This is a genomic window from Rhizobium sp. NLR22b, from assembly GCF_019685295.1.
GTDB lineage: Bacteria > Pseudomonadota > Alphaproteobacteria > Rhizobiales > Rhizobiaceae > Rhizobium.
The window spans coordinates 497,415-517,127 of sequence record NZ_JABDWM010000002.1; the positions used below are offsets into that span (position 1 = coordinate 497,415).

The 19,713-nt window shown below is 61.6% G+C and carries 18 protein-coding genes and 1 pseudogene; 6 read left to right on the forward strand and 13 right to left on the reverse strand.

The window, feature by feature from the left end; translation table 11 throughout:
* Window positions 1-66 precede the first annotated feature (66 nt).
* Window positions 67-921, reverse strand: coding sequence for a helix-turn-helix transcriptional regulator (locus HJC00_RS06070; protein WP_210632417.1), 855 nt, complete (start codon window positions 919-921; stop codon window positions 67-69).
* A 193-nt stretch (window positions 922-1,114) separates the two neighbouring features.
* Between HJC00_RS06070 and HJC00_RS06075 the strand changes: the two genes are divergently transcribed.
* The 5 genes from HJC00_RS06075 (at window position 1,115) to HJC00_RS06095 (ending at window position 5,952) form a co-directional block, all read left to right on the forward strand.
* Window positions 1,115-2,299 (forward strand): ABC transporter ATP-binding protein, encoded by a 1,185-nt coding sequence (locus tag HJC00_RS06075; RefSeq protein ID WP_221163755.1) that lies wholly within the window; start codon window positions 1,115-1,117, stop codon window positions 2,297-2,299.
* Entirely contained in the window at window positions 2,259-3,419 is a 1,161-nt protein-coding gene (locus HJC00_RS06080; protein WP_207245849.1) for a PotD/PotF family extracellular solute-binding protein, read from the forward strand. The genes HJC00_RS06075 and HJC00_RS06080 overlap by 41 nt, the downstream gene beginning before the upstream one ends.
* Before the next feature lie 82 nt (window positions 3,420-3,501).
* A complete protein-coding gene (locus HJC00_RS06085; protein ID WP_210632420.1) occupies window positions 3,502-4,368 on the forward strand; it encodes an ABC transporter permease in 867 nt (288 codons plus the stop codon).
* Window positions 4,368-5,177 carry an ABC transporter permease gene (locus HJC00_RS06090; RefSeq protein ID WP_221145185.1) on the forward strand — a complete coding sequence of 270 codons (810 nt, stop codon included), beginning with the start codon at window positions 4,368-4,370 and terminating at the stop codon, window positions 5,175-5,177. Before HJC00_RS06085 ends, HJC00_RS06090 begins: the two co-directional genes overlap by 1 nt.
* A gap of 13 nt (window positions 5,178-5,190) precedes the next feature.
* The gene (locus HJC00_RS06095) at window positions 5,191-5,952 is read left to right on the forward strand and encodes an SDR family NAD(P)-dependent oxidoreductase (RefSeq protein WP_221163756.1); all 762 of its coding nucleotides are present in this window, start codon (window positions 5,191-5,193) and stop codon (window positions 5,950-5,952) included.
* Between the two features lie 123 nt (window positions 5,953-6,075).
* Here the strand turns inward: HJC00_RS06095 and HJC00_RS06100 are convergent, their stop codons facing one another.
* Complete coding sequence (locus HJC00_RS06100; protein ID WP_210632422.1) at window positions 6,076-7,860, reverse strand: APC family permease; 1,785 nt, start codon at window positions 7,858-7,860, stop codon at window positions 6,076-6,078.
* Between the two features lie 249 nt (window positions 7,861-8,109).
* On the opposite strand from HJC00_RS06100, the gene HJC00_RS06105 reads away from it, so the two are divergent.
* Entirely contained in the window at window positions 8,110-10,479 is a 2,370-nt protein-coding gene (locus HJC00_RS06105; protein ID WP_221163757.1) for a DUF1989 domain-containing protein, read from the forward strand.
* Window positions 10,480-10,538: 59 nt separating this feature from the next.
* Here the strand turns inward: HJC00_RS06105 and minE are convergent, their stop codons facing one another.
* The 11 genes and pseudogenes from minE to purU all read right to left on the reverse strand — a co-directional run.
* The gene (minE, locus tag HJC00_RS06110; RefSeq protein WP_011428260.1) at window positions 10,539-10,799 is read right to left on the reverse strand and encodes a cell division topological specificity factor MinE; all 261 of its coding nucleotides are present in this window, start codon (window positions 10,797-10,799) and stop codon (window positions 10,539-10,541) included.
* Complete coding sequence (gene minD / locus HJC00_RS06115; RefSeq protein ID WP_064684611.1) at window positions 10,796-11,611, reverse strand: septum site-determining protein MinD; 816 nt, start codon at window positions 11,609-11,611, stop codon at window positions 10,796-10,798. Before minD ends, minE begins: the two co-directional genes overlap by 4 nt.
* A 31-nt stretch (window positions 11,612-11,642) precedes the next feature.
* On the reverse strand, window positions 11,643-12,368 hold the full coding sequence (minC, locus tag HJC00_RS06120) for a septum site-determining protein MinC (protein ID WP_210632423.1): 726 nt from the start codon (window positions 12,366-12,368) through the stop codon (window positions 11,643-11,645).
* Between the two features lie 208 nt (window positions 12,369-12,576).
* Window positions 12,577-13,179, reverse strand: coding sequence for a PAS domain-containing protein (locus HJC00_RS32970; RefSeq protein ID WP_210632424.1), 603 nt, complete (start codon window positions 13,177-13,179; stop codon window positions 12,577-12,579).
* A gap of 176 nt (window positions 13,180-13,355) precedes the next feature.
* Complete coding sequence (locus HJC00_RS06130; RefSeq protein WP_210632425.1) at window positions 13,356-14,693, reverse strand: NAD(P)-binding domain-containing protein; 1,338 nt, start codon at window positions 14,691-14,693, stop codon at window positions 13,356-13,358.
* A 104-nt stretch (window positions 14,694-14,797) separates the two neighbouring features.
* Window positions 14,798-15,838: a DUF3445 domain-containing protein gene (locus HJC00_RS06135; protein WP_221163758.1), complete on the reverse strand. Its 1,041-nt coding sequence runs from the start codon at window positions 15,836-15,838 to the stop codon at window positions 14,798-14,800.
* A 22-nt stretch (window positions 15,839-15,860) separates the two neighbouring features.
* The gene (locus tag HJC00_RS06140) at window positions 15,861-16,826 is read right to left on the reverse strand and encodes a PDR/VanB family oxidoreductase (RefSeq protein WP_221163759.1); all 966 of its coding nucleotides are present in this window, start codon (window positions 16,824-16,826) and stop codon (window positions 15,861-15,863) included.
* Window positions 16,823-17,428, reverse strand: coding sequence for a dimethylamine monooxygenase subunit DmmA family protein (locus HJC00_RS06145; protein WP_221145193.1), 606 nt, complete (start codon window positions 17,426-17,428; stop codon window positions 16,823-16,825). The genes HJC00_RS06140 and HJC00_RS06145 overlap by 4 nt, the downstream gene beginning before the upstream one ends.
* 11 nt (window positions 17,429-17,439) lie before the next feature.
* Window positions 17,440-18,573 (reverse strand): aminomethyltransferase family protein, encoded by a 1,134-nt coding sequence (locus tag HJC00_RS06150; protein ID WP_221163760.1) that lies wholly within the window; start codon window positions 18,571-18,573, stop codon window positions 17,440-17,442.
* Window positions 18,574-18,664: 91 nt separating this feature from the next.
* On the reverse strand, window positions 18,665-19,564 hold the full coding sequence (gene folD, locus HJC00_RS06155) for a bifunctional methylenetetrahydrofolate dehydrogenase/methenyltetrahydrofolate cyclohydrolase FolD (RefSeq protein ID WP_221163761.1): 900 nt from the start codon (window positions 19,562-19,564) through the stop codon (window positions 18,665-18,667).
* A 3-nt stretch (window positions 19,565-19,567) separates the two neighbouring features.
* Window positions 19,568-19,713: pseudogene (gene purU / locus HJC00_RS06160) on the reverse strand (formyltetrahydrofolate deformylase); the annotation flags it as partial.

Below are 19,713 nucleotides of genomic sequence, written 5' to 3' on the forward strand. Positions count from 1 at the left end.
TCCGGCCGCAACTGAACGAAGCCTGTCTGCTTCATGCCGAAGCGGACAGGCTGTCCGGTCCGAGGCCTATTGACTCGTTCTTTGGGCTGCTGGTCGGTCGCCGGCGCTGCCGAATGTCTTCAGGTAGATTGACAAAAGCTGCGTCTGCGAGGAGATGCCCAGCTTGCGATAGACGTTGCGGCGATGGACCTTCACCGTGCCCGTCGAGATGTTGAGCCTGAGGCCGATCGATTCCGAGGAATGTCCTTGCAATACCAGATCGACGATCGCGGTTTCGCGGCTCGTCAACTTGAGGTCACGCCAGACAGTGTCGGCCGGCTGCAGCGCCTGCGCCGCCGCACCGCTTTTCCTCCCCTTTCTCAAGCCGGCATCGCGTTGCGCGTCGAAGCGGACGCCGAGCCCCGGCCAGAAATGCCGGACAAGGCTCGCCACCAAAGGTTCGGCCTTTTTCAGAAGCGCGAATTCAGCCGGTGGAAACGGGCCGGTCTTTTCCCGGCGCATCAGCGACAGCACGACGGTGATGTCGTCGTCGAGTGTCACGAAGAAGCCGATCTCCTCGGCAAGTCCCGTCTGGACATAGTAGCTCCGGTAATATTCGCTGGAGAAGAAGCGGTCGGGCGCGAGTTCGCGCATGCGGAAGACCCCCGGACGGCGTGCGCGGGCGGTATGGTAAAATGGATCGAGCAGGTAGGGACCGACCTGATAGAGGGTGACGAAAACGACGTTTTCGTCTGGATCGAAGGTGCTATAGAGATCGATCGGTCGCTCCTTGCCGCGATAGGCAAAAACCACGACATAATCGAAGCGCACCAGCGCCGCCATCATCCGGCGGAACGTCTCTCCAAACTCCGCATCCGCCATGGCGGCCTTTCCGACAGTGACGTCGAAAGCCTGAAACAGCGCCTCGAGATCGATGCTCATCGATAGCCTCCCCAAAACCGCTCTGCAGGAATACTCTGAGTTTCATATACACCTTCCACGAAGAGATGTGAGGCAGAATACCTCTTTCGGGGTATATACCGCGCCGAGGGCCCGGGCTTACTCTTTGTCCAACGACGGTGGCAAAAAGGCAGCGCTAGACTGCCCATCCCAACCAACCGCAGGGAACAGACGCGTGGCATCCGCTTCGACGAACGATATCGAATTCCGTTCGGTCACCAAGAATTATGGCGCGGTGACCGCCGTGACCGACATAAACCTGAATGTACCGAAGGGCGCTTTCCTCGCTCTGCTCGGCCCGTCCGGCTGTGGCAAGACCACGTGTCTGCGCATGATCGGCGGCTTCGAGCAGCCGAGCGAGGGCTCCGTGCTGATCAACGGGCGGCAGATGAACGGCGTTCCGGCCTATCGCCGCCCCGTCAACATGGTCTTCCAGCATTATGCTCTGTTTCCGCATTTCAACGTCGAACAGAACGTCGCCTATGGCTTGCGGCAGATGCGACCAAGGCTTGCGGAGGCCGAGATCAATCGCCGCGCGGCAGAGGCGCTCGAGATGGTGCGTCTCGGCGGGTTCGCCAAGCGGCGCATCCACGAGATGTCCGGCGGCCAACAGCAGCGGGTGGCGCTGGCGCGCGCGATCGTCAACCGGCCTTCGGTACTGCTGCTTGACGAGCCGCTGGCCGCGCTCGACAAGAAACTGCGCTCGGCCATGCAGATCGAATTGCAGACGCTGCAGCGCGAGCTCGGCATCACCTTCGTGCTCGTCACCCACGATCAGGAAGAAGCGCTGTCGATGGCGGACGTCGTCTGCGTCATGAGCGCCGGCCGCATTCGTCAGCTCGGCACGCCGCAAGAGGTCTATGACCGCCCGGCCGATCTTTTCGTCGCCGATTTCGTCGGCAAGACCAACCGGATCGATGCGACGCTGGAAGCCGGTGGCACGCTGCGCCTTGGCGACGGTTCGGCGCTTGCAGCCATCGCCCGCCCTGGCTTTACGATGGGCGACGTCATCGTTGCGATCCGTCCCGAGGCAATCCGGCTTACGCGGGCTGCGGTCGGCAGCACGTCCTTTGCCGGGACGGTCACGCACCGCATCTTCCTCGGCTCCTCGGCCGAATATGCCGTGACTGTTCCAGGTCTCGGCGATTTCCTCGTCACCGCCGACCGGCGCGGCATGAAAGAGAGCGATCTGGTCGAGCCAGGTGAAGCGGTCTTCCTCAGCTTCGATCCTGATATGGCCCACATTTTTCCAGGCGAGGCTTCTTCGCCCCAAGTTTCTTCAGCATCGAATGCAAAAACCAGAACAAGGGAACAGCATCATGAGCAAGGACTACAAGGATCATCTGCCTATTACCCCTGAAGGCTTCATGGACGAGTTCATGCGCCTGAAACGCGGCTCCGTCAGCCGCCGCCACTTCCTCGGCGTCACCGGCCTCGGACTTGCGACCGCCGTGCTGTCGCGTTTCCCCGGTGCGCTGTCGACGCCCGCTTACGCCGAGGACCTCGGTACCCAGATGTCGATCGCCACCTGGCCGAATTATCACGACCCTGCGACCTTCGAGAATTTCAAGGCGGCGACCGGCGTTGCCGTCGAGGTCAACGTCTTCGGCTCCAACGAGGAAATGCTGGCCAAGCTCCAGGCGGGCGCCTCCGGCTGGTCGCTCTTCGTGCCGACCAACTACACGATCTCCACCCACCACAAGCTCGGCCTGATCGACGAACTCGATCTCTCCAAGATCCCGAATTTCAGCCCGGCGACGGAAAATCCGCGCTTCACCAGGGAAGGCATGATCGACGGCAAGACCTACGCGGTGCCGAAGAACTGGGGTACCACCGGGTTCTCGGTCAACACAGCGAAGATCAAGACCAAGCTTTCGAGCTGGAAGGATTTCTTTGATATCGCCCAGACGGAAGCCGACGGCCGCGCCATGGTGCACGACTATCAGTTAACGACGATCGGCAGCGCGCTGGTGTCGCTCGGCTACGATTTTAATTCGATCAAGGCAGACGAACTCGCAAAAGCCGAGGAACTGCTGATTAAAGTCAAACCGCATCTTTTCGCCATCAACAGCGACTACCAACCGGCCATGCGCGCCACCGACGCCTGGCTCACCATGTGCTGGACCAATGACGGGGCGCAGCTCAACCGTGACGTTCCCGAGATCGCCTATGTGCTCGGCACCGACGGCGGTGAGATCTGGACCGACTATTACGCCATCCCGAAGGACGCGCCGAATAAGGCGGCGGGTTACGCGCTGCTCAACTACCTCATGGATCCGGCCAATGCCGTCAAGGAGCACGTCGCCAACGGCGCACCGACGACCGACAGCCGGGTCATCGCACTGCTGCCGAAGGAGATCACCGCGAACAAGATCGTCTATCCGGACGAGGCCTCATTGACGCCGCTGGAATTCGGCGCGGCGGTGACGTTGACCGATCCCGGCCGGGCGGAGCTGATGGCGCGTTTCAAGTCGGCTTGATCGCCGTGCCCAACTCCGGCCCCGCCGCCTTGGCGCGAGGGGCCGGTCTCGTGCTTAGAATCGGCGGATAAAGAACCTTTCGATGCCTTTTACTCCTGCCACAAATCGGCGCCTTGTCACCGCGGCTCTTGTCGGTCCGGCCAGCATCTGGCTGTTCGTGTTCTTGGTGCTGCCCTTCATCGCCATCATCGTCTTTGCCTTCGGAGAGCGGGCGCCAGAAGGTGGTTATCAGGCGGCTTTTACCTTTGCGCAGTTTGCCAATCTCGGCTCGCGCACCGCAGCCTTCAAGAACACGCTGATTCTTGCGCCGATCGGCGCCTTCGCCTGCCTGCTCGTCGCCTATCCGGTTGCTTATTACCTGGCCGTCAAGGCGAGCGCCAAATACCGGCTGCTGCTGGTCTCCCTCGTCGTCGTGCCCTTCTGGACGAGCCTTCTCGTGCGCACCTACGCCTGGATGTACATCTTGGGCGCGCGCGGCATTCCGCATCTCTTGGAGATGGTCGGCATCGAAGACGTCAGGCTGCTGAACACACCGGGCGCCGTGCTGCTCGGCATCGTCTACGGCTACCTGCCGCTTATGATCATGCCGATCTATGTCAGCCTCGAAAAGCTCGACCGCCGCCTTCTGGAGGCCTCCGCCGATCTCGGCGCGCGGCCGCTTTCGACCTTTTTCGGCATTACGCTGCCTCTGTCGCTTCCGGGTGTGATGACCGGCATCGCCCTCGTCACCATCCTGCTGCTCGGCGAATATTTGATCCCGCAGTTGCTTGGCGGCGGCAAAGTCTTCTTCATCGGCAATGCGCTGGTCGATCTCTTCCTGCAGTCGCGCAACTGGCCGTTCGGCTCTGCAATCGCTGTCACTCTCGTCGTTGTCGTCGTCATCGTGCTGTTGATCGCCATGCGCATCGCCTGGCGTGTTGCCGGTACCCGCCAAGTGGATCTCGTCTGATGCGCGCGCTGGTCACCGCAGTCTACCTGTTCCTCTACATGCCGATCGCGCTTGTCGTGCTGTTCTCCTTTAATGCAGGCCGTAATGCCAGCGATTTCACCGGCTTCTCGACGCAATGGTATGGCAGGGCGATTGCGAACACTTTCCTGATGGAAGCGCTGCAGAACAGCCTGACCATCGCCTTTACCAGTGCCGGGCTGGCGGCCATTTTCGGCACGATGGCGGCGATCGGCATGGAGCGGCTCGGCGTCCGGGCGCGAGCGGTCTTCGACGGGCTGTTCGCTGCGGCGATCGTCGTTCCCGGCGTCGTCATCGGCATTGCGACGCTGGTGGCGCTGGTCGAGGTCTTCGGCTTCGTCAATCCGCTGATTGCCGCCGTCTGGCCAGGCGAACAGGCGCCGAAGCTATCACTCGGCTATGGCTCGATCATCGCCGCCCACGGCCTCTTCACCATGGCGCTGGTGACAATGATTGTCAAAGCACGCATCGCCAGCCTCGGCCGTGACATCGTCGAAGCGTCGAGCGACCTTTACGCCACGCCTTTCACCACTTTTCGCCAGATTGTGCTGCCGCAGATCCTGCCGTCAATCCTGGCCGGTTTCCTGCTCGCCTTCACCTTCTCCTTCGACGATTTCATCATCGCCTTTTTCGTCGCAGGTTCGAACACGACACTGCCGATCTATGTCTTCGCCTCGATCCGTCGTGGCGTGACACCGGAGATCAACGCCATCGCCACGATGGTGCTTGTCGCATCGCTGGGACTGATCCTCATCGCGCGCTTTCTGATGCGCGAGAAAACAACAAACTGAACGGGAAACACCAATGATTCTTGAAAATCGCGTCGCGATCGTCACCGGAGCGGGCTCGGGCATCGGCCAGGCCGGCGCGCTGATCATGGCAGGAGAAGGTGCTTTCGTCGTCGTGGCCGACCTGAATGCCGCCAGTGCCGCCGAAACCGTCGACCGGATTGAGGCCGCCGGCGGCAGGGCTGAGTGCCTAGTTCTCGACGTCACCGACGACAGGGCGCTCGAAGCGGGCATCGCTGCGGTCGCCGAACGTCATGGCCGAATCGACATCCTCCACAATCATGCCGGCGCACAGGTGGCGGGCGATCTGGAACAGGTGGCTGTCGAGGGTTTCGACAGGTCCTGGAGCCTGAATGTCCGAGCGCATTTCATGGCGGCCCGCTTCGTCATGCCGCTGATGAAGAAGGCGGGCCGCGGCGTCATCCTCAACACCTCTTCCTCGTCGGGCGTACTCTACGATCGCGAGATGATCGCCTATACGACGACGAAACATGCGGTCATCGCGATGACCCGGCAGATGGCCGGCGACTACGCCAGGTTCGGCATCCGCGTCAACGCGCTCTGCCCGGGCTGGGTGGATACGCCGTTCAACGAACCCTTCATCGCCCAGATGGGCGGCCGTGGCGCGATCGAGGCCTATGTCGCTGAGAAGGTGCCGCTCGGACGCTGGGCCGATGTTTCCGAAATCGCCGAGCCCATTCTCTTCCTGGTCTCGGACCGTTCGTCCTACATGACCGGTCAGATTCTCGTCGTCGACGGCGGCGAGACCATTGTTTGACGGTGGTGGAATGGTTTGCCCCCTACTAGGTCAACCCTCATCCAGATCAAATCCCAGAATCAGGGCATGAAAAAGCCGCCATGTTTCCATGGCGGCTTGCGGCTTTTCTGCTTGGGAGGCTATTCAAGCCGGGAGCTGGAAGAACCAGTTGGCGATCAGTACGATCGCGAGGCCGCCGACAAGTGCAAGATAAGGGAGCATGCCGGCTTTCCTGACGCCGAGATCCTGGCCGATGAGGCCGAGATCCTCCATCGCGCCGGCCGGGAACTTGCCGCCGTCGCGCACATAGTGGCGATAGGCGAAGACGGGCAGGATCAGTGCGGCGAAGATGAATCCGACCCAGAGTGCGTTGGAATAACCCCAGACCTTGGCGCCGGCGCCGAGGAAGAGCGCGTTGACGAAGGCGAGCACGGTGTTGAGGCCGATCAGCCAGCTCGGCGCCTTCCAGGGCCGTTCGATATGGCCGGAATCCACCCGGTGGATCCAGCCGGAATTGAGGTTCAGGAAGTTGAAGATGATGTAGCCGACATTCGAGACGGCGAGTACGAAGAAGTAGCCGCCGACGTCCGATGCGATCGCCAGAAGGAAGAGATTGAAGGCGAAATCGGTCCACATCGCCCGTGTCGGGGCGCCATGCTCGTTGGCGTGGTCGAGATATTTCGGCAGCCAGCCGTCTTTCGAACCCTGATAGAGCGTACGTGAGGAACCGGCCATTGCCGTCATGATGGCGAGGAAGAGCGCCAGGATCATCAATATCACGAGCAGTTGGGTGATGACCCGGCCGGCGCCGATCAGGCCGCCAAGCGCTTCGGCAACGCCCGTGCCATCGACGATGCCGGGGGCCAGCATGCCGGCGTGGCCGAGTACGCCCTGGAAGGCGAAGGGCACCAGGAAGAAGAACAGGCAGCAGGCCAGGCCGGAATAGAAGATCGCCTTGAAGGTGTCTGTCTTCGGATTCTTCAGTTCGCGGGTGTAGCAGACCGCCGTCTCGAAGCCGTAGGTCGACCAGGCGGCGATATACAGGCCGCCGAGAAACAGCGTCCAGCCGCCATTGCTCCAGCTGCCGTCGCTGGCGGCATAGGCCGCCGTCGGCGGGACGAGGCCGGTGACATTTGCGGAAACGATCTGGCCGCTGACGATCGGATAAAGGCCGATGATCAGCAGCGGCACCAGCACGATGATCGCCAGCCATTTCTGCACGCTAGCCGTTTCCGAGATGCCGCGATGCTGGATCGCGAAGATGATCAGCATCAGGATGCCGCCGATGAAGAAGGTGGCGTTGATGTTGGCGGTGGCGAGGTAGGGAATGCTGAAGCTTGCCAGCGACCAGTTGCGGATCGCCGGCGTCAGAGCGGCAACACCGTCGGCGCCGAGCAGCGCCTTGACGGCATCGTCAGGCGTCGTGCCGGCGTGGGCTGCGATATATTCGGCGACGCGGGGGCTGTCGGCCGTGACGGAAGCGGCATGCGCGGCGATCCAGTCGAGGACCATTTGCGAATCGGCTGCCGGAATCGGGAAAAATGCATTGAGAATGTAGCCGGCGGCGATGGCACAGCCGAGTGAAAGCACCGGCGACCAGGCAAACCAGTTGCACCAGACCGACAGCGGCGCGATGAATTTCGAATAGCGCAGCCAGGCGGTGGCGCCGTAGACGGAGGCCCCGCCGGATTTGTTGCCGAACATGCCGGCGATCTCGGCATAGGTGAAGGATTGCAGGAAACCCATCACCATCGAGATGATCCAGACGACGAAGGCGAGCTTGCCCGTCGTGCCTGCGATGCCGCCGATGGAGAAGAGAACGAGCGGCGGCACGCCCGCGGCCACCCAGAATGCGCCCTTCCAGTCGAGCGCGCGTATAAGCTTACCTTCGGTGCCGGATGCAATTCCGGCCTCCACAATATCTGTCATCGGCGAAATTCCCCATTCGATTGTTCCGGACGTATCTCTGTACGTCTCCCTGAACGTGTCTCCCTGACGGTCTCGAGCGCGCTCGGATGATTTTGGCGATCCGCGCTCCCGACGGATTCTCCGAGCCTGAACTCTTGATGCATAGTGAAGATATTTTCTTTTTAGTCAATATGACTTTACTTTCCATAGGCATTTTGTAACCTGTATGGGCGTATGCTGAAGGGCATGCCGATCCCCCATGAGGGTAGAATGCGAGAACTTCATCCTGTCATGCCGGGCCCCCGAACGATCGTTCCGAGCCTCGTCCATTACCCCGGTATTCCCGCCCTGCCGGCGGGCAGTGAACGCTACCGGGCAAAGGGTGGCGGATCGGTCGTCGTGCGCGTGGAGCCGGGCGACCGCGTGAGCGTCATCGACAGCGAAGGCGGGCAGATTTGTGAGCTCTCCTTCCTTGACGAAAAAGGGCGCTTCCAGGCAGCCGGTCTCGGAACGGCATTCAGCAATTCAGCCGAGGGCTTGAAGGCCATTCTTCAGGCGGAGGATGAGAGTGCTGCCCGCACGCGCGCGGCACTTCAGCGGCGCGGCGCCGATCTCGCAGCGGCCGGCGCGCTCCGCGTCTTCGGGGCAGGATCGACGCCGGGCAGCCGGGCGGAGTTCACGATTGCCGTGAAGGGTCTGCTGATCGTTGCGGCACCCGCCGGCGCCATGTCGCCGGAGGCGCAGGACACGGCGACGCCGATCGAGATCCGGATCAAGCGCAGCCTGCTGGTCCGCGACTATGCCTCCGCCCTGCCGGAGCCGGCGGCCGATCCGATCGAGGATATCCGCATCCGGGCGGCGAGCGCAGCCGCCTATTTCGTGCGCGCCGGCGAATTCATTCAGATCATCGACGTCTATGGGCGCCAGTGCACCGATTTCCAGGCCTTTGCCGCCCGCAAGGTCGACAAGGGCCTCGATCTCGCGCTCGATTCGACCGTCACCCGCACGCTGCTCGGCCGCAGCTATCCCACGCCCGGCCTGCCGTCCAAGGCTTTCGACCGCGACTTCGAGCCGCTGGTCGAGATCGTCCAGGATACGGTCGGCCGCCACGACGCTTTCGCGACTGCCTGCAATTCACGCTATTACGACGACATGGGTTATCCCGGCCACGTCAACTGCACGGACAATTTCAACGCGGCGCTGGCGCCTTATGGCATTGCCGGGCGCAAGGGCTGGGAAGCGCTGAACTATTTCTACAACACCAATATCGACCACAACAACCAGCTCTATCTCGACGAGCCCTGGTCGCGTCCCGGCGATTACGTGCTGATGCGTGCGCTGACGGATCTCGTCTGCGTCTCATCGTCCTGCCCTGACGATATCGATGCGGCGAACGGCTGGGATCCGACGGATATCCACGTCCGCACCTTTTCCGGAAAAGAGAAATTCTCACGAGCGGTAGCCTATCGCATGACCCCAGATGCCGAAGCCGAACTGACGCGCGAAACCGCCTTCCATCCCCGCCTTTCGGCGTTGACGCGAGACTATACGGAATATCGCGGCTACTGGTTGCCGAACCGCTTCTCGTCCGAAGGACCGGTCGAGGAATACTGGGCCTGCCGCGAGCGCGCCGCCGTCATCGATCTCTCGCCCTTGCGGAAGTTCGAAGTGACGGGTCCGGACGCCGAGGAACTGCTGCAATACTGCCTGACGCGCGACGTGCGAAAACTCTCGACCGGCCAGGTCGTCTATTCCGCGATGTGCTACGAAAACGGCGGCATGATCGACGACGGCACCCTCTTCAGACTCGGCGACAAGAACTTCCGCTGGATCGGCGGCGATGATTTCAGCGGCATATGGCTGCGTCAGCAGGCCGAGAAGAAGGGTTTCAAGGCCTGGGTTCGCTCATCGACCGATCAGTTGCACAATATCGCGCTGCAAGGGCCGCGGAGCCGCGACATCCTGAAGGAGATTATCTGGACGGCGCCGCGCCAGCCCGCGATCGGCGAGCTCGAATGGTTCCGCTTCACCGTCGGCCGCATCGGCGGCTTCGAGGGGGCGCCGGTCGTGATCTCGCGCACGGGCTATACCGGCGAGCTCGGCTACGAGATCTTCTGTCATCCGAAGGATGCGCTGGGGGTGTTCGATGCCGTCTGGGAGGAAGGCCAACCGCACGGGCTGAAGCCGATGGGGCTGGAGGCACTCGACATGGTCCGCATCGAGGCGGGCCTGATCTTTGCCCACCACGAATTCACCGACCAGACGGATCCGTTCGAGGCCGGCATCGGCTTTACCGTGCCGCTGAAATCCAAACAGGACGATTTCATCGGCCGCGAGGCGCTGATCCGGCGCAAGGAACATCCGCGCCATCTGCTCGTCGGCCTTGATATCCAGGCGAACGAGGCGGTCGGCCATGGCGATTGCGTCCATATCGGCCGGGCCCAGATCGGCGTCGTCACCAGCGCCACGCGCTCGCCTGTTCTCGGCAAGACGATCGCGCTCGCCCGCATAGACGTGATGCATGCGAGCCCGGGCACCGAGGTCGAGATCGGCAAGCTCGACGGCCACCAGAAGCGTTTGCCGGCGACGATCGTGCCGCTTTCGCATTACGATCCGCAGAAGACGCGCCCGCGATCGTAACCCACTTCGTGTTCGGGAGACGACGATCGGTTCCGTCCGTCGTCCCCCGGATATTGCCCTCAAGCGGCCTGTACGGCTGCGTTCAGCGGGATTTCGACGTCGATCTCAAGAGTGGAGACAAACTCGTTGCGGTCGATCGTCACCTGCACCTTGTCGTGGTCGAGCTCGACATGTTTTGCTATGACCGCAAGGATTTCCTCGCGCAGCAGCGAAACAAGGTCCGATCCTGCCGATGAGCGTTCGTGCGCAAGGAGCACCTGCAAGCGTTCGCGGGCGGCGGGTGCCGTTCTCTGCTTGTTGAAAAGACGGAAGATATTCATGCTGCCCTCCGTCCGAAGATCTTGCCGAATAGATTGCGCTTTTCCTCGGGGATCGTGATCGGCAAGGTTTCGCCGGCGAGCCGGCGCGCGGCATCGAAATAAGCCATCGCAGCCGCGCTGCGGCTTTCCGCCAGCGTGACCGGCGCACCGATGTTGGACGCCCGCAGCACATCCATGCTCTCCGGCACGATGCCGAGGAGCGGGATGGAGAGGATCTCGAGGACGTCGTCGACCTTCAACATGTCGCCGCGTTCGGCGCGGTTGGCGTCATAGCGGGTGAGCAGCAGGTGCTTTTCCATCCGCTCGCCGCGTTCGGCCTTGGCGGTCTTGGCGTCGAGCAGGCCGATGATGCGATCGGAGTCGCGCACCGACGAAACCTCCGGATTGGTGACGACGACGGCGACATCGGCATGGCGCATGGCAAGTGTCGCGCCGCGCTCGATCCCGGCGGGGCTGTCGCAGATGATCCAGTCGAAATAGCGCTTCAGATCGTTGATGACGCGTTCGACGCCCTCGGCCGTCAGGTTGTCCTTGTCGCGGGTTTGCGAGGCCGGCAGCAGGAACAGCGTCTCCAGCCGCTTGTCGCGGATCAGCGCCTGGGTGAGTTTGGCGTCGCCCTGGATGACGTTGATCAGGTCGTAGACGACCCTCCGCTCTGCGCCCATCACGAGGTCGAGATTGCGCAAGCCGACGTCGAAATCGACGACGACGACCTTTTCATTGCGTTGCGCCAGCGCCGCTCCCAATGCGGCGGTCGAGGTCGTCTTTCCGACCCCGCCCTTGCCTGACGTGACGACGATCACTTTCCCCATTTCTCTCTCCTTTGCCGTGGCCGCAGCCGGGTCAGATCAGTTTTTCCGCCATGATCGCGTCCTCTTCGAGCCAGAGCTGAACCGCTTGTCCACGAAGATTGGGGGCCATGTCTTCCGCCATTTTGTAGATGCCGTCGATCGCCACCAGCTCGGCTTCGAGCTTGCGGCAAAAGATCCGCGCCGATGCGTTGCCGATGGAGCCCGCCATGGCCCGGCCGCGCAACGCGCCGTAGATATGAACGGAGCCGCCGGCGATCACCTCGGCCCCCGAGGCGACCGAGCCAACGATGGTGACGTCGCCTTCGGGGAAGATCACTGACTGCCCCGAGCGCACCGGTTCCCTGATGACGATGGATTGCGTTGTCGTTACGGGGCGGGTCTCGGTTGCCGTTGGTTTGGTGACCGGATCGGCAGGCTCATTCGGCTGAACCTCGACGTCGGAGGCGGAGCGGCCGCCCTTCAGCGCCGGAGGCATGCCCGCGCCGAGAATCGACGGCCGGGCGCCCTCGATCCCCATAATGCTGACATTGCGCTTGGCAAGTTCGGCGATGAGGTCCTTCAACTGCGGCCGGTCGATTTGCAGGTCCGTCAGATCGAGCACGACAGGCCGTCCGAGGAAGAAACCGGCCGAACGGGCAGCCAGATCGTCCAGTCTGGTCAGCCAATCATCGATCGGCAGGTCCGGGGACAGCATGACCGCCAGGAAAGAGCGGCCCTTGATGCGGATAGAGCGAGCGTCTGTTAGCACTTTGGTCATCTATGTGAAGAAATCGTTGACCATGTCTACCGCCGGTATGGTTAACAAAAAGTTAACGCGGCTCTAACAATACCGATAATGCGACGAGATTTTTCAACCGAGGGAGTTCCGCAACCTTTTGAAAAGAAATAATATTAGTCCCGCGCGGGACGGTTAATGATGCGGATTTTTCGATGTGAGCCGCAATTCTGCCGCTGCTTCGTAGCGCTCAGCCTTCCGGCTTGCGTTGCGCGTTGGAAATGGCGCGTGCGGCCTCTTCCGAGGAGTTGGCGAGCGTGCGCATCTCGGCGGCAAGCACGGCAAAGCCTGACCCTGCCGTGCCGGCACGGGCCGCCTCGATGCCGGCATTGACGGCGAGTAGCTTGAGATAGCGCAGCGACTGCAGGATCTCATTGGTCTTCGAGGCTGTGACGCGCATGTCGGCGGTCTGTTCGTCGATTCGCTGATAGAGCGATTCGATATTGATGATGCTGCCCTCGAGATAGAGAAGTTCACCCTTCTCGTCCCAGATTCCGCCACCGGTCTCTGTCACCCAGACGAGATGACCCCTGGCATGACGTATACGGTATTCCATCGTCCAGTCCGTCCGCTTCTCGAGCGCCCTCCCCACTACCTCGTCCATCAAAGGCACGTCTTCCTCGTACATGATTGAGGTGAAAGTCCGTGTCCTGTTGCCGATGATTTCGTCGGCGGGGTAACCGAAGATGCGCTCGATGCCGTTGGTCATCTCAAGCATCGTGTAGTTTTCGTCGGCGCGGCAGCGGTAAAGAAAACCGCTCATGCGCCCGAGAATGCTTGTTTGAAAATCCACGAAGGCCTCGCTCGAAAGGAGGAGTTGCAAATTGGTTACTCACTTCACTTTAAACGTTGGAGGGAGCCGCAACGAACGGCTCTCTTCCTACCATGCGGCGCCGTAGCACCTTGAATCTGCAGCATGATTCTATCCGGAAATCGATTCGGATCTAAGAAATTATGCGGCATCCGCCATCAGTTGCGCAGATATTCCTCCATGGAATCGTCGAGCGCTTCGACCCAGGGCGTGTGATGCTTCGGTGACATGTTGCCGGTCATCAGCGATCGGTAGGCATGGTCGCGGAAGCCCATGATGTTCTCGGCCTTGTGATGTTCCCACTCCATGAACGTCCGGTTGGTCCCCTCGATGTCGAAGGAGGGATAATCGGTCTCTGCGAGCAGTTCCTTCACATAGTCGCCCTGATACCAGATCATCTGTTCGGCATCCTCGAGCGTCTCCTCGCGGGCGCGCCACATGTCGAAATTCGCCTTCAGTTCTTCTTCCGGCGGCAGGGTGATGCGGCCCATCATCACGTCGCGCGCCCACCAGGCCTGAACGTCGAACATGTTGAAGGTATAGAACTGGTCCTGCATGCCGATATAGAAGAGCTGCGGGTTCTTGTCGAAGATCACGCCCTTGTAGAGGCTGTCGGCCCACAGGCGGTTGGCCGTCTTCAGCCGGAGGTCGTCGGGCAGGAAGGGGAAATGGTGCTGGTATCCGGTGCAGAGGATCAGGGCGTCGACTTCCTTGCTCGACCCGTCGAGGAAATGCGCCGTGCGGTTTTCGAGCTTGGTCAGCAGCGGCCGTTCTTCGAAATTCTCCGGCCATTTGAAGCCCATCGGCTTCGAGCGGTAGCTCGTCGTCACCGATTTCGCGCCGTATTTCCAGCATTGCGAACCGATGTCTTCGGCCGAATAGCTGCGGCCGACGATCAGGATGTCCTTGCCCTTGAACTCGAGCGCGTCGCGGAAATCATGGGCGTGCAGGACGCGGCCGTTGAAGGTCTTCACGCCCTCGAAATAGGGCACATTCGGCGTCGAGAAGTGACCGGTCGCGACGACGACATAATCGAATTCCTCGTCGTACATCCGGTCTTCGATGCGGTTATGCGCCGTCACCGTGAATTTCTTCGTGGCCTCATCGAAGCGGACCATGCGCACCGGCGTGCTGAAGCGCACCCAGTGGCGGACATTCGCCTTCTCGACCCGGCCCTTGATATAGTCCCAGAGCACGGCGCGCGGCGGATAGGAGGCGATCGGCTTGCCGAAATGTTCCTCGAAGGAATAATCGGCGAATTCGAGGCATTCCTTCGGACCGTTCGACCAGAGATAGCGATACATGCTGCCATGGACAGGCTCGCCATATTCGTCGAGGCCGGTGCGCCAGGTATAGTTCCAGAGCCCGCCCCAGTCCGACTGCTTTTCGAAGCAGACGATCTCCGGGATTTCGGCGCCCTTCTGGGCAGCCGATTGAAAGGCGCGCAGCTGCGCCAGCCCGGACGGACCGGCACCGATGACGGCTACTCTTGTCATGAAGCATTCCCCTCTTGATTATATGGCATCGTCTCCTGGATAACTCCTCGAATTGAAATCGAAGGAGGATGTACCCAGAAATTCAAAATGTTACGGCATTTCTTTCAGTCCGGATAAATACCGGGGCTGGTCGGAGCCCCGTCGTCATATTTGGAAAGCCAGTCAATCGTCGTCTCGCGGTAACGGGTGAGTCCCTTGTAGTCGATGAGTTCCGGAGGCAGCGTCTTCAGCACCCGCGGGAAGCGCCGCGCCCATTTCGGGACGGTGACGAGCTCTTCCATGTTCATCAGGTAGCAGCGTATGGCGAAGAGGATGGCGTTGGAGCGCGGCAGTCGCCAGAGGCTTTGCAACTCGACCCGCAGATGCACTTTCTCGCCCACATTCTCCGGCGTCACCGTCGTGCGGTCGGGCCCCCATTTGTGATAATTCTCGGGGCTGGTGTCGAGCCGCGGATTGATCGTCATCGTCCAGTTGAAGCGCCGTGTCGGCTTGCCCTGCTGCAGGTTCAGAAGGAATTTCAGCGCCCGGTCGAAGACGCCGATCTGATGGGCGAGCGGCACCGGCCCGTGCCATTCCATGAAATTCATGCCGATGTCGAAATCGAGCGACCAGTCGGCCTGCGTCGTCACCATGCCGGCATCCATCCACAGATTGCCGTCGCGCTGATCGACGATGCAGAAATCGCCCTGGGCCTGGCGGGTGATATATTCGAAGGGCTCATAGGGCAGCGTCGAGGCGTCGCCGAAAGTGAAGCTGTCGTCGATGCCGAGCGGGCGGTTGATCCAGCGCCACTGGTCGCCGTTGCGGATCAGGGTGAAATGGTCGGGGTAGCCCGCTGCCTGCTCTTCCATCAAAAGTTCGAGCGTGTCCCACTGCGCGCTCATCATGTGCGGGAGGGCCTGGTAGCGCAGCGGATCTTCCTTCAGCACCAGCGCTCGGTCGTGCATCTCGGCGACGTAATGCTCGTCGACATCGATCAGGTTTTCGTAGACGGTTCCCGCCCGTCCGCGCACATGCGGCTCCATGTTGACCGAATACATGTATTCGTCGCGGTCGAAGGGGAACGGAAAACGACGGATGTTCCCGGGGCTGTTCCGGTAGCTGAAATCGTCCCGGAATGTTTCTTGCTTGAAGGCGATTGCCATGTCCGGTCTCCTTTTTCGATGCTTAGAGATCAAGATGCAGCGTGTTTCCCTCGAAGCGGGAAACACAGATCATCACCTTGCTGCCGGATGCCTTTTCTTCGCTCGTCAGATAGACGTCATTGTGCAGCAGTTTGCCCTCGCAGACGGCGACCGCCGTTTCGCATTGACCGCAGGCGCCGCCGCGACAGAGGAAGGGGGCGTCGACGCCGGCCGCCTCGATCGCCTCCAGCATGCTTTCGTGATGGCCGACCTTCACGGTCTTGCCGGAGCGTAGAAGCTCGATCGTGAAGGGTTTACCGGGCAAGGATGAGAGGAACCGTTCCGAATGCAGGTTCTGCTCCGGCCAGCCGGCATCGAGCCCCGCTTTCATCACACCGTCGATCATGCCGGAGGGGCCGCAGACATAAAGATGCGTGCCGAGCGGCTGGCAGTCGAGCAGACGCGTCAGCGGGATGCCACTGCCTTCGGCGTCGCAATAGATCTTGATGCGATGCGGACCATAGCGCTCCAGGAGTTCCCGCCAGTAGGCGCCGCGGTCGCGCGTTCGGATGGCGTAATGCAGCTCGAAGGCGGCGCCTTCGCGGGAAAACTGCGCCATCATCGCAATGAAAGGGGTAATGCCGATGCCGCCGGCGATCAGAAGATGCTTGCGCCCGCGCCAGTCGGGCTGGAAGAGGTTGACAGGATAGCTGACCTTCAGTTCGTCGCCTTCGCTGACCTTCTGATGCATGAAGGTGGAGCCGCCGCGTGAATCTTCGACATGCAGCACGCTGATTTCGTAGGCCGCGCAGTCGTGCGGGGGAGACATCAGCGAATAGGCGTTGCGGCGCATATGGCCGCCATCGTTCATCGAGACGATGATATGGGCGCCGCCTGAAAAATAGGGCATCGGCCTGCCGTCCAGGCGCTCGAAGCGGAAACGCTTGACGCGCTCGGCGATCGGAGTGATCCGCGCTACGCGCACGGGAATTTCAGTGCCGCCGCTCAAAGGAACAACTCCTCTGGCTCAGGGGCGCTGCCGGGCTCTTCCGCGTCGATGTTGACGCCCTGGAAGGCGGCGAGACGCCGCGAATAGTGATCGCGGACGAGAAGCGTCAGCCCGCAATGGCTGCAGGCGAAGGGGCTGGTGGTGACGTCGTCCGTGATGCCCTTGCAATGGACGCATTGCACCCGCCTGGCCAGGGAGCCGCGATGCTCGGTGATGATGGAGGCGTGGTCCATGCCGTAGTCAAGCGCCACGAGCATCGCCTGGCCGATGAAGCCCTCCGTGCCGGAGATATAAAGCCGAGTGCCCATGTGAGCCGTCGCGAGCGAGCCCTTCAACCGGAAGAGCAGCGTTGCGATCGTCGGCGCCGTGAAGAACATGTCGGCGCCGAGCCGGCGCAGGGGTTCATCGAGGCCGGAGCCTCGAGAACCGCGGGCGACATAGAGGATCTCGCTGCGGGAAAGAGCCGTTTCGTCAAGCGCCGGCTGCTGATCGAGGAGAGCCTTGGCGCCCTCCCCTTCGAGTGCGAAAATGTGCCGCCGGGCGCGCGGCTGGATGGTCAGGCCCTTGTAGACTGGTCGGCTCTTGATGCCTGCGACGAGCATTGGCGCGCTCCTTAACCTACGGCAGTCCTCTTCTTCTTCTCCGGATCGTCGAAGGGAAGCATGTGGGCGGTGGCGCCTGCCTCGACGGTCTTGCCGCGGACTTCGAGTTTCGTCCCGTGCACCGCCTTGTCAACGTCGAGGCGGACGATCGCCATGGATTTCTTCGTCAGTGACGAATAGCTCGGGCAGGTGATGACGCCGACCTTCTTGCCGTCGGCAAAGACCTCGTCGCCGAGATCGGCCGGTCCGTCGGCGTCGATCAGCATGCCGAAGATCTTGAAGCGCTCCTTGCCCTTAAGGCGCGCATGTTCCTCGGCGCCGCGGAAGCCCGTCTTGCCGGGGCTGACGGTGAAGTCGAGGCCGAGTTCCCAGAGACTGTCGCCGGGTGGCTGGTCGGCGAAGGGATACATCTGCGAATTGTCGTAGGGGTAGAACAGCAGGTAGCTTTCGACGCGCAGCATGTCGAGGACCGAGAAGCAGCAGGGGATGATGCCCATCTCCTTGCCTTCCTCGACGATCCTGTCCCAGACCATCACGGCGTCCTGGCCGCGCACGAAGATCTCGTAGCCGCGCTCGCCGGTATAGCCGGTGCGCGAGATCATGACGGGCGCGCCGAACAGCGTCGTCTGCATGTGGTGGAAATACTTGAGGTCGCGGATGCCGGGCACATATTTAGCGAGGTAATCGACCGCAAGCGGACCCTGAAGCGACAGGTCATGCAAGTCGTCGTCGAAGAGCACGGCGCAATTGCGGCCTGCCGCCTGCTTGACGACTTCCTCGTGGCCGGAGCCGGAACCATGCACCAGCATCCAGGAATTAGGCCCGGTGCGATAGACGATGCAATCGTCGGTGAAGTGGCCGCGGTCATTCAGCATGGTGGCGTAGACCGAGCGGCCGGGATAGATCTTCGTCAGGTCGCGGGTGGTGATGTAGTCCAGAACGGCGATGGCGTGTGGGCCGACCAGGTGCACCTTCTTCAGGCCGGAAACATCCATGATGCCGGCCCTGGTGCGGACGGCGACATGCTCTTCCGACATGTCCTTCTCGTAGGTCCAGGCGGTTCCCATGCCGCTCCAGTCTTCGAGCTTCGATCCCAGAGCGCGATGCCGATCCGCCAACACGGAGAAACGCCACGATAGAGCCATTTTTTGTTCCCCTTATTTCCTCTACGGAATATTTGTTTCCTGACTATATAAATCTTTCGCGTCGTGGCAAGCCCACCAGGCACCATTCCACTCAAAACTTCGGCGGCGTCTGCCCCGCGACGCGGTGGGCGGCAATGACCGTATTGGCCATCAGCATGGCGATGGTCATCGGGCCGACGCCGCCCGGAACCGGCGTGATGGTGCCGGCGACCTCGGAGACCTCGCGGAAGGCGACGTCACCGACGAGCCGGGTCTTGCCCTCGCCTCTGTCGGGCGCCGGCACGCGGTTGATGCCGACATCGATGACTGTCGCACCCGGCTTGACCCAATCGGCCTTGACCATTTCCGGCCGCCCGACGGCAGCCACCAGAATATCGGCGTTGCGGCAGACCTCGGCGAGATTCTTGGTTCTCGAATGCGCGATCGTCACCGTCGCATTGGCGTTGAGCAGCAATTGCGCCATCGGTTTGCCGAACAGGTTGGAGCGGCCGATGACGACGGCGTTGAGACCGGAGAGATCCTCGCCATGGGTGCGGCGGACGAAGACCATGGCGCCGGCCGGCGTGCAGGAGACCAGACCGGTCTTCAGGTCGCCGGTGGCAAGCTTGCCGGCATTGACGACGCTGAGGCCGTCGACATCCTTTTCCGGCAGGATGGACTGAATGATCGGCTCGCTATCGAGCGGCTTCGGCAGCGGCAGCTGCACGAGGATGCCGTGGATCGACGGATCGCCGTTGAGGGTGGCGACGAGGCCTGCCAGTTCCTCCTGCGTCGTCTCGGCCGGCAGCGTGTGCTGCACAGACTTGAAACCGCATTCCTTGGCCATGCGGCTCTTGGAGCCGACATAGGCGTGGCTTGCCGGATCGTCGCCGACGATGATGACCGCAAGGCCGGTGGTGACGCCGCTGCTCTTTTCCAGCGCTGCCGTCGCACTCTTGACCGTCTGAATTACGGATGCAGCTACAAGCTTGCCGTCGATGACCTCGACCATCTCTCAGCCCATGCGTTCGGATGCGTAGCTTCCGGGGCTGGCCGGGAAGACGACGGTGCGGTTGCCGTTGATGAAGGTGCGATGATGGATATGGGCGTGGATAGCGCGGGCCAGCACCTGGCTTTCGACGTCGCGGCCGATCGAGACAT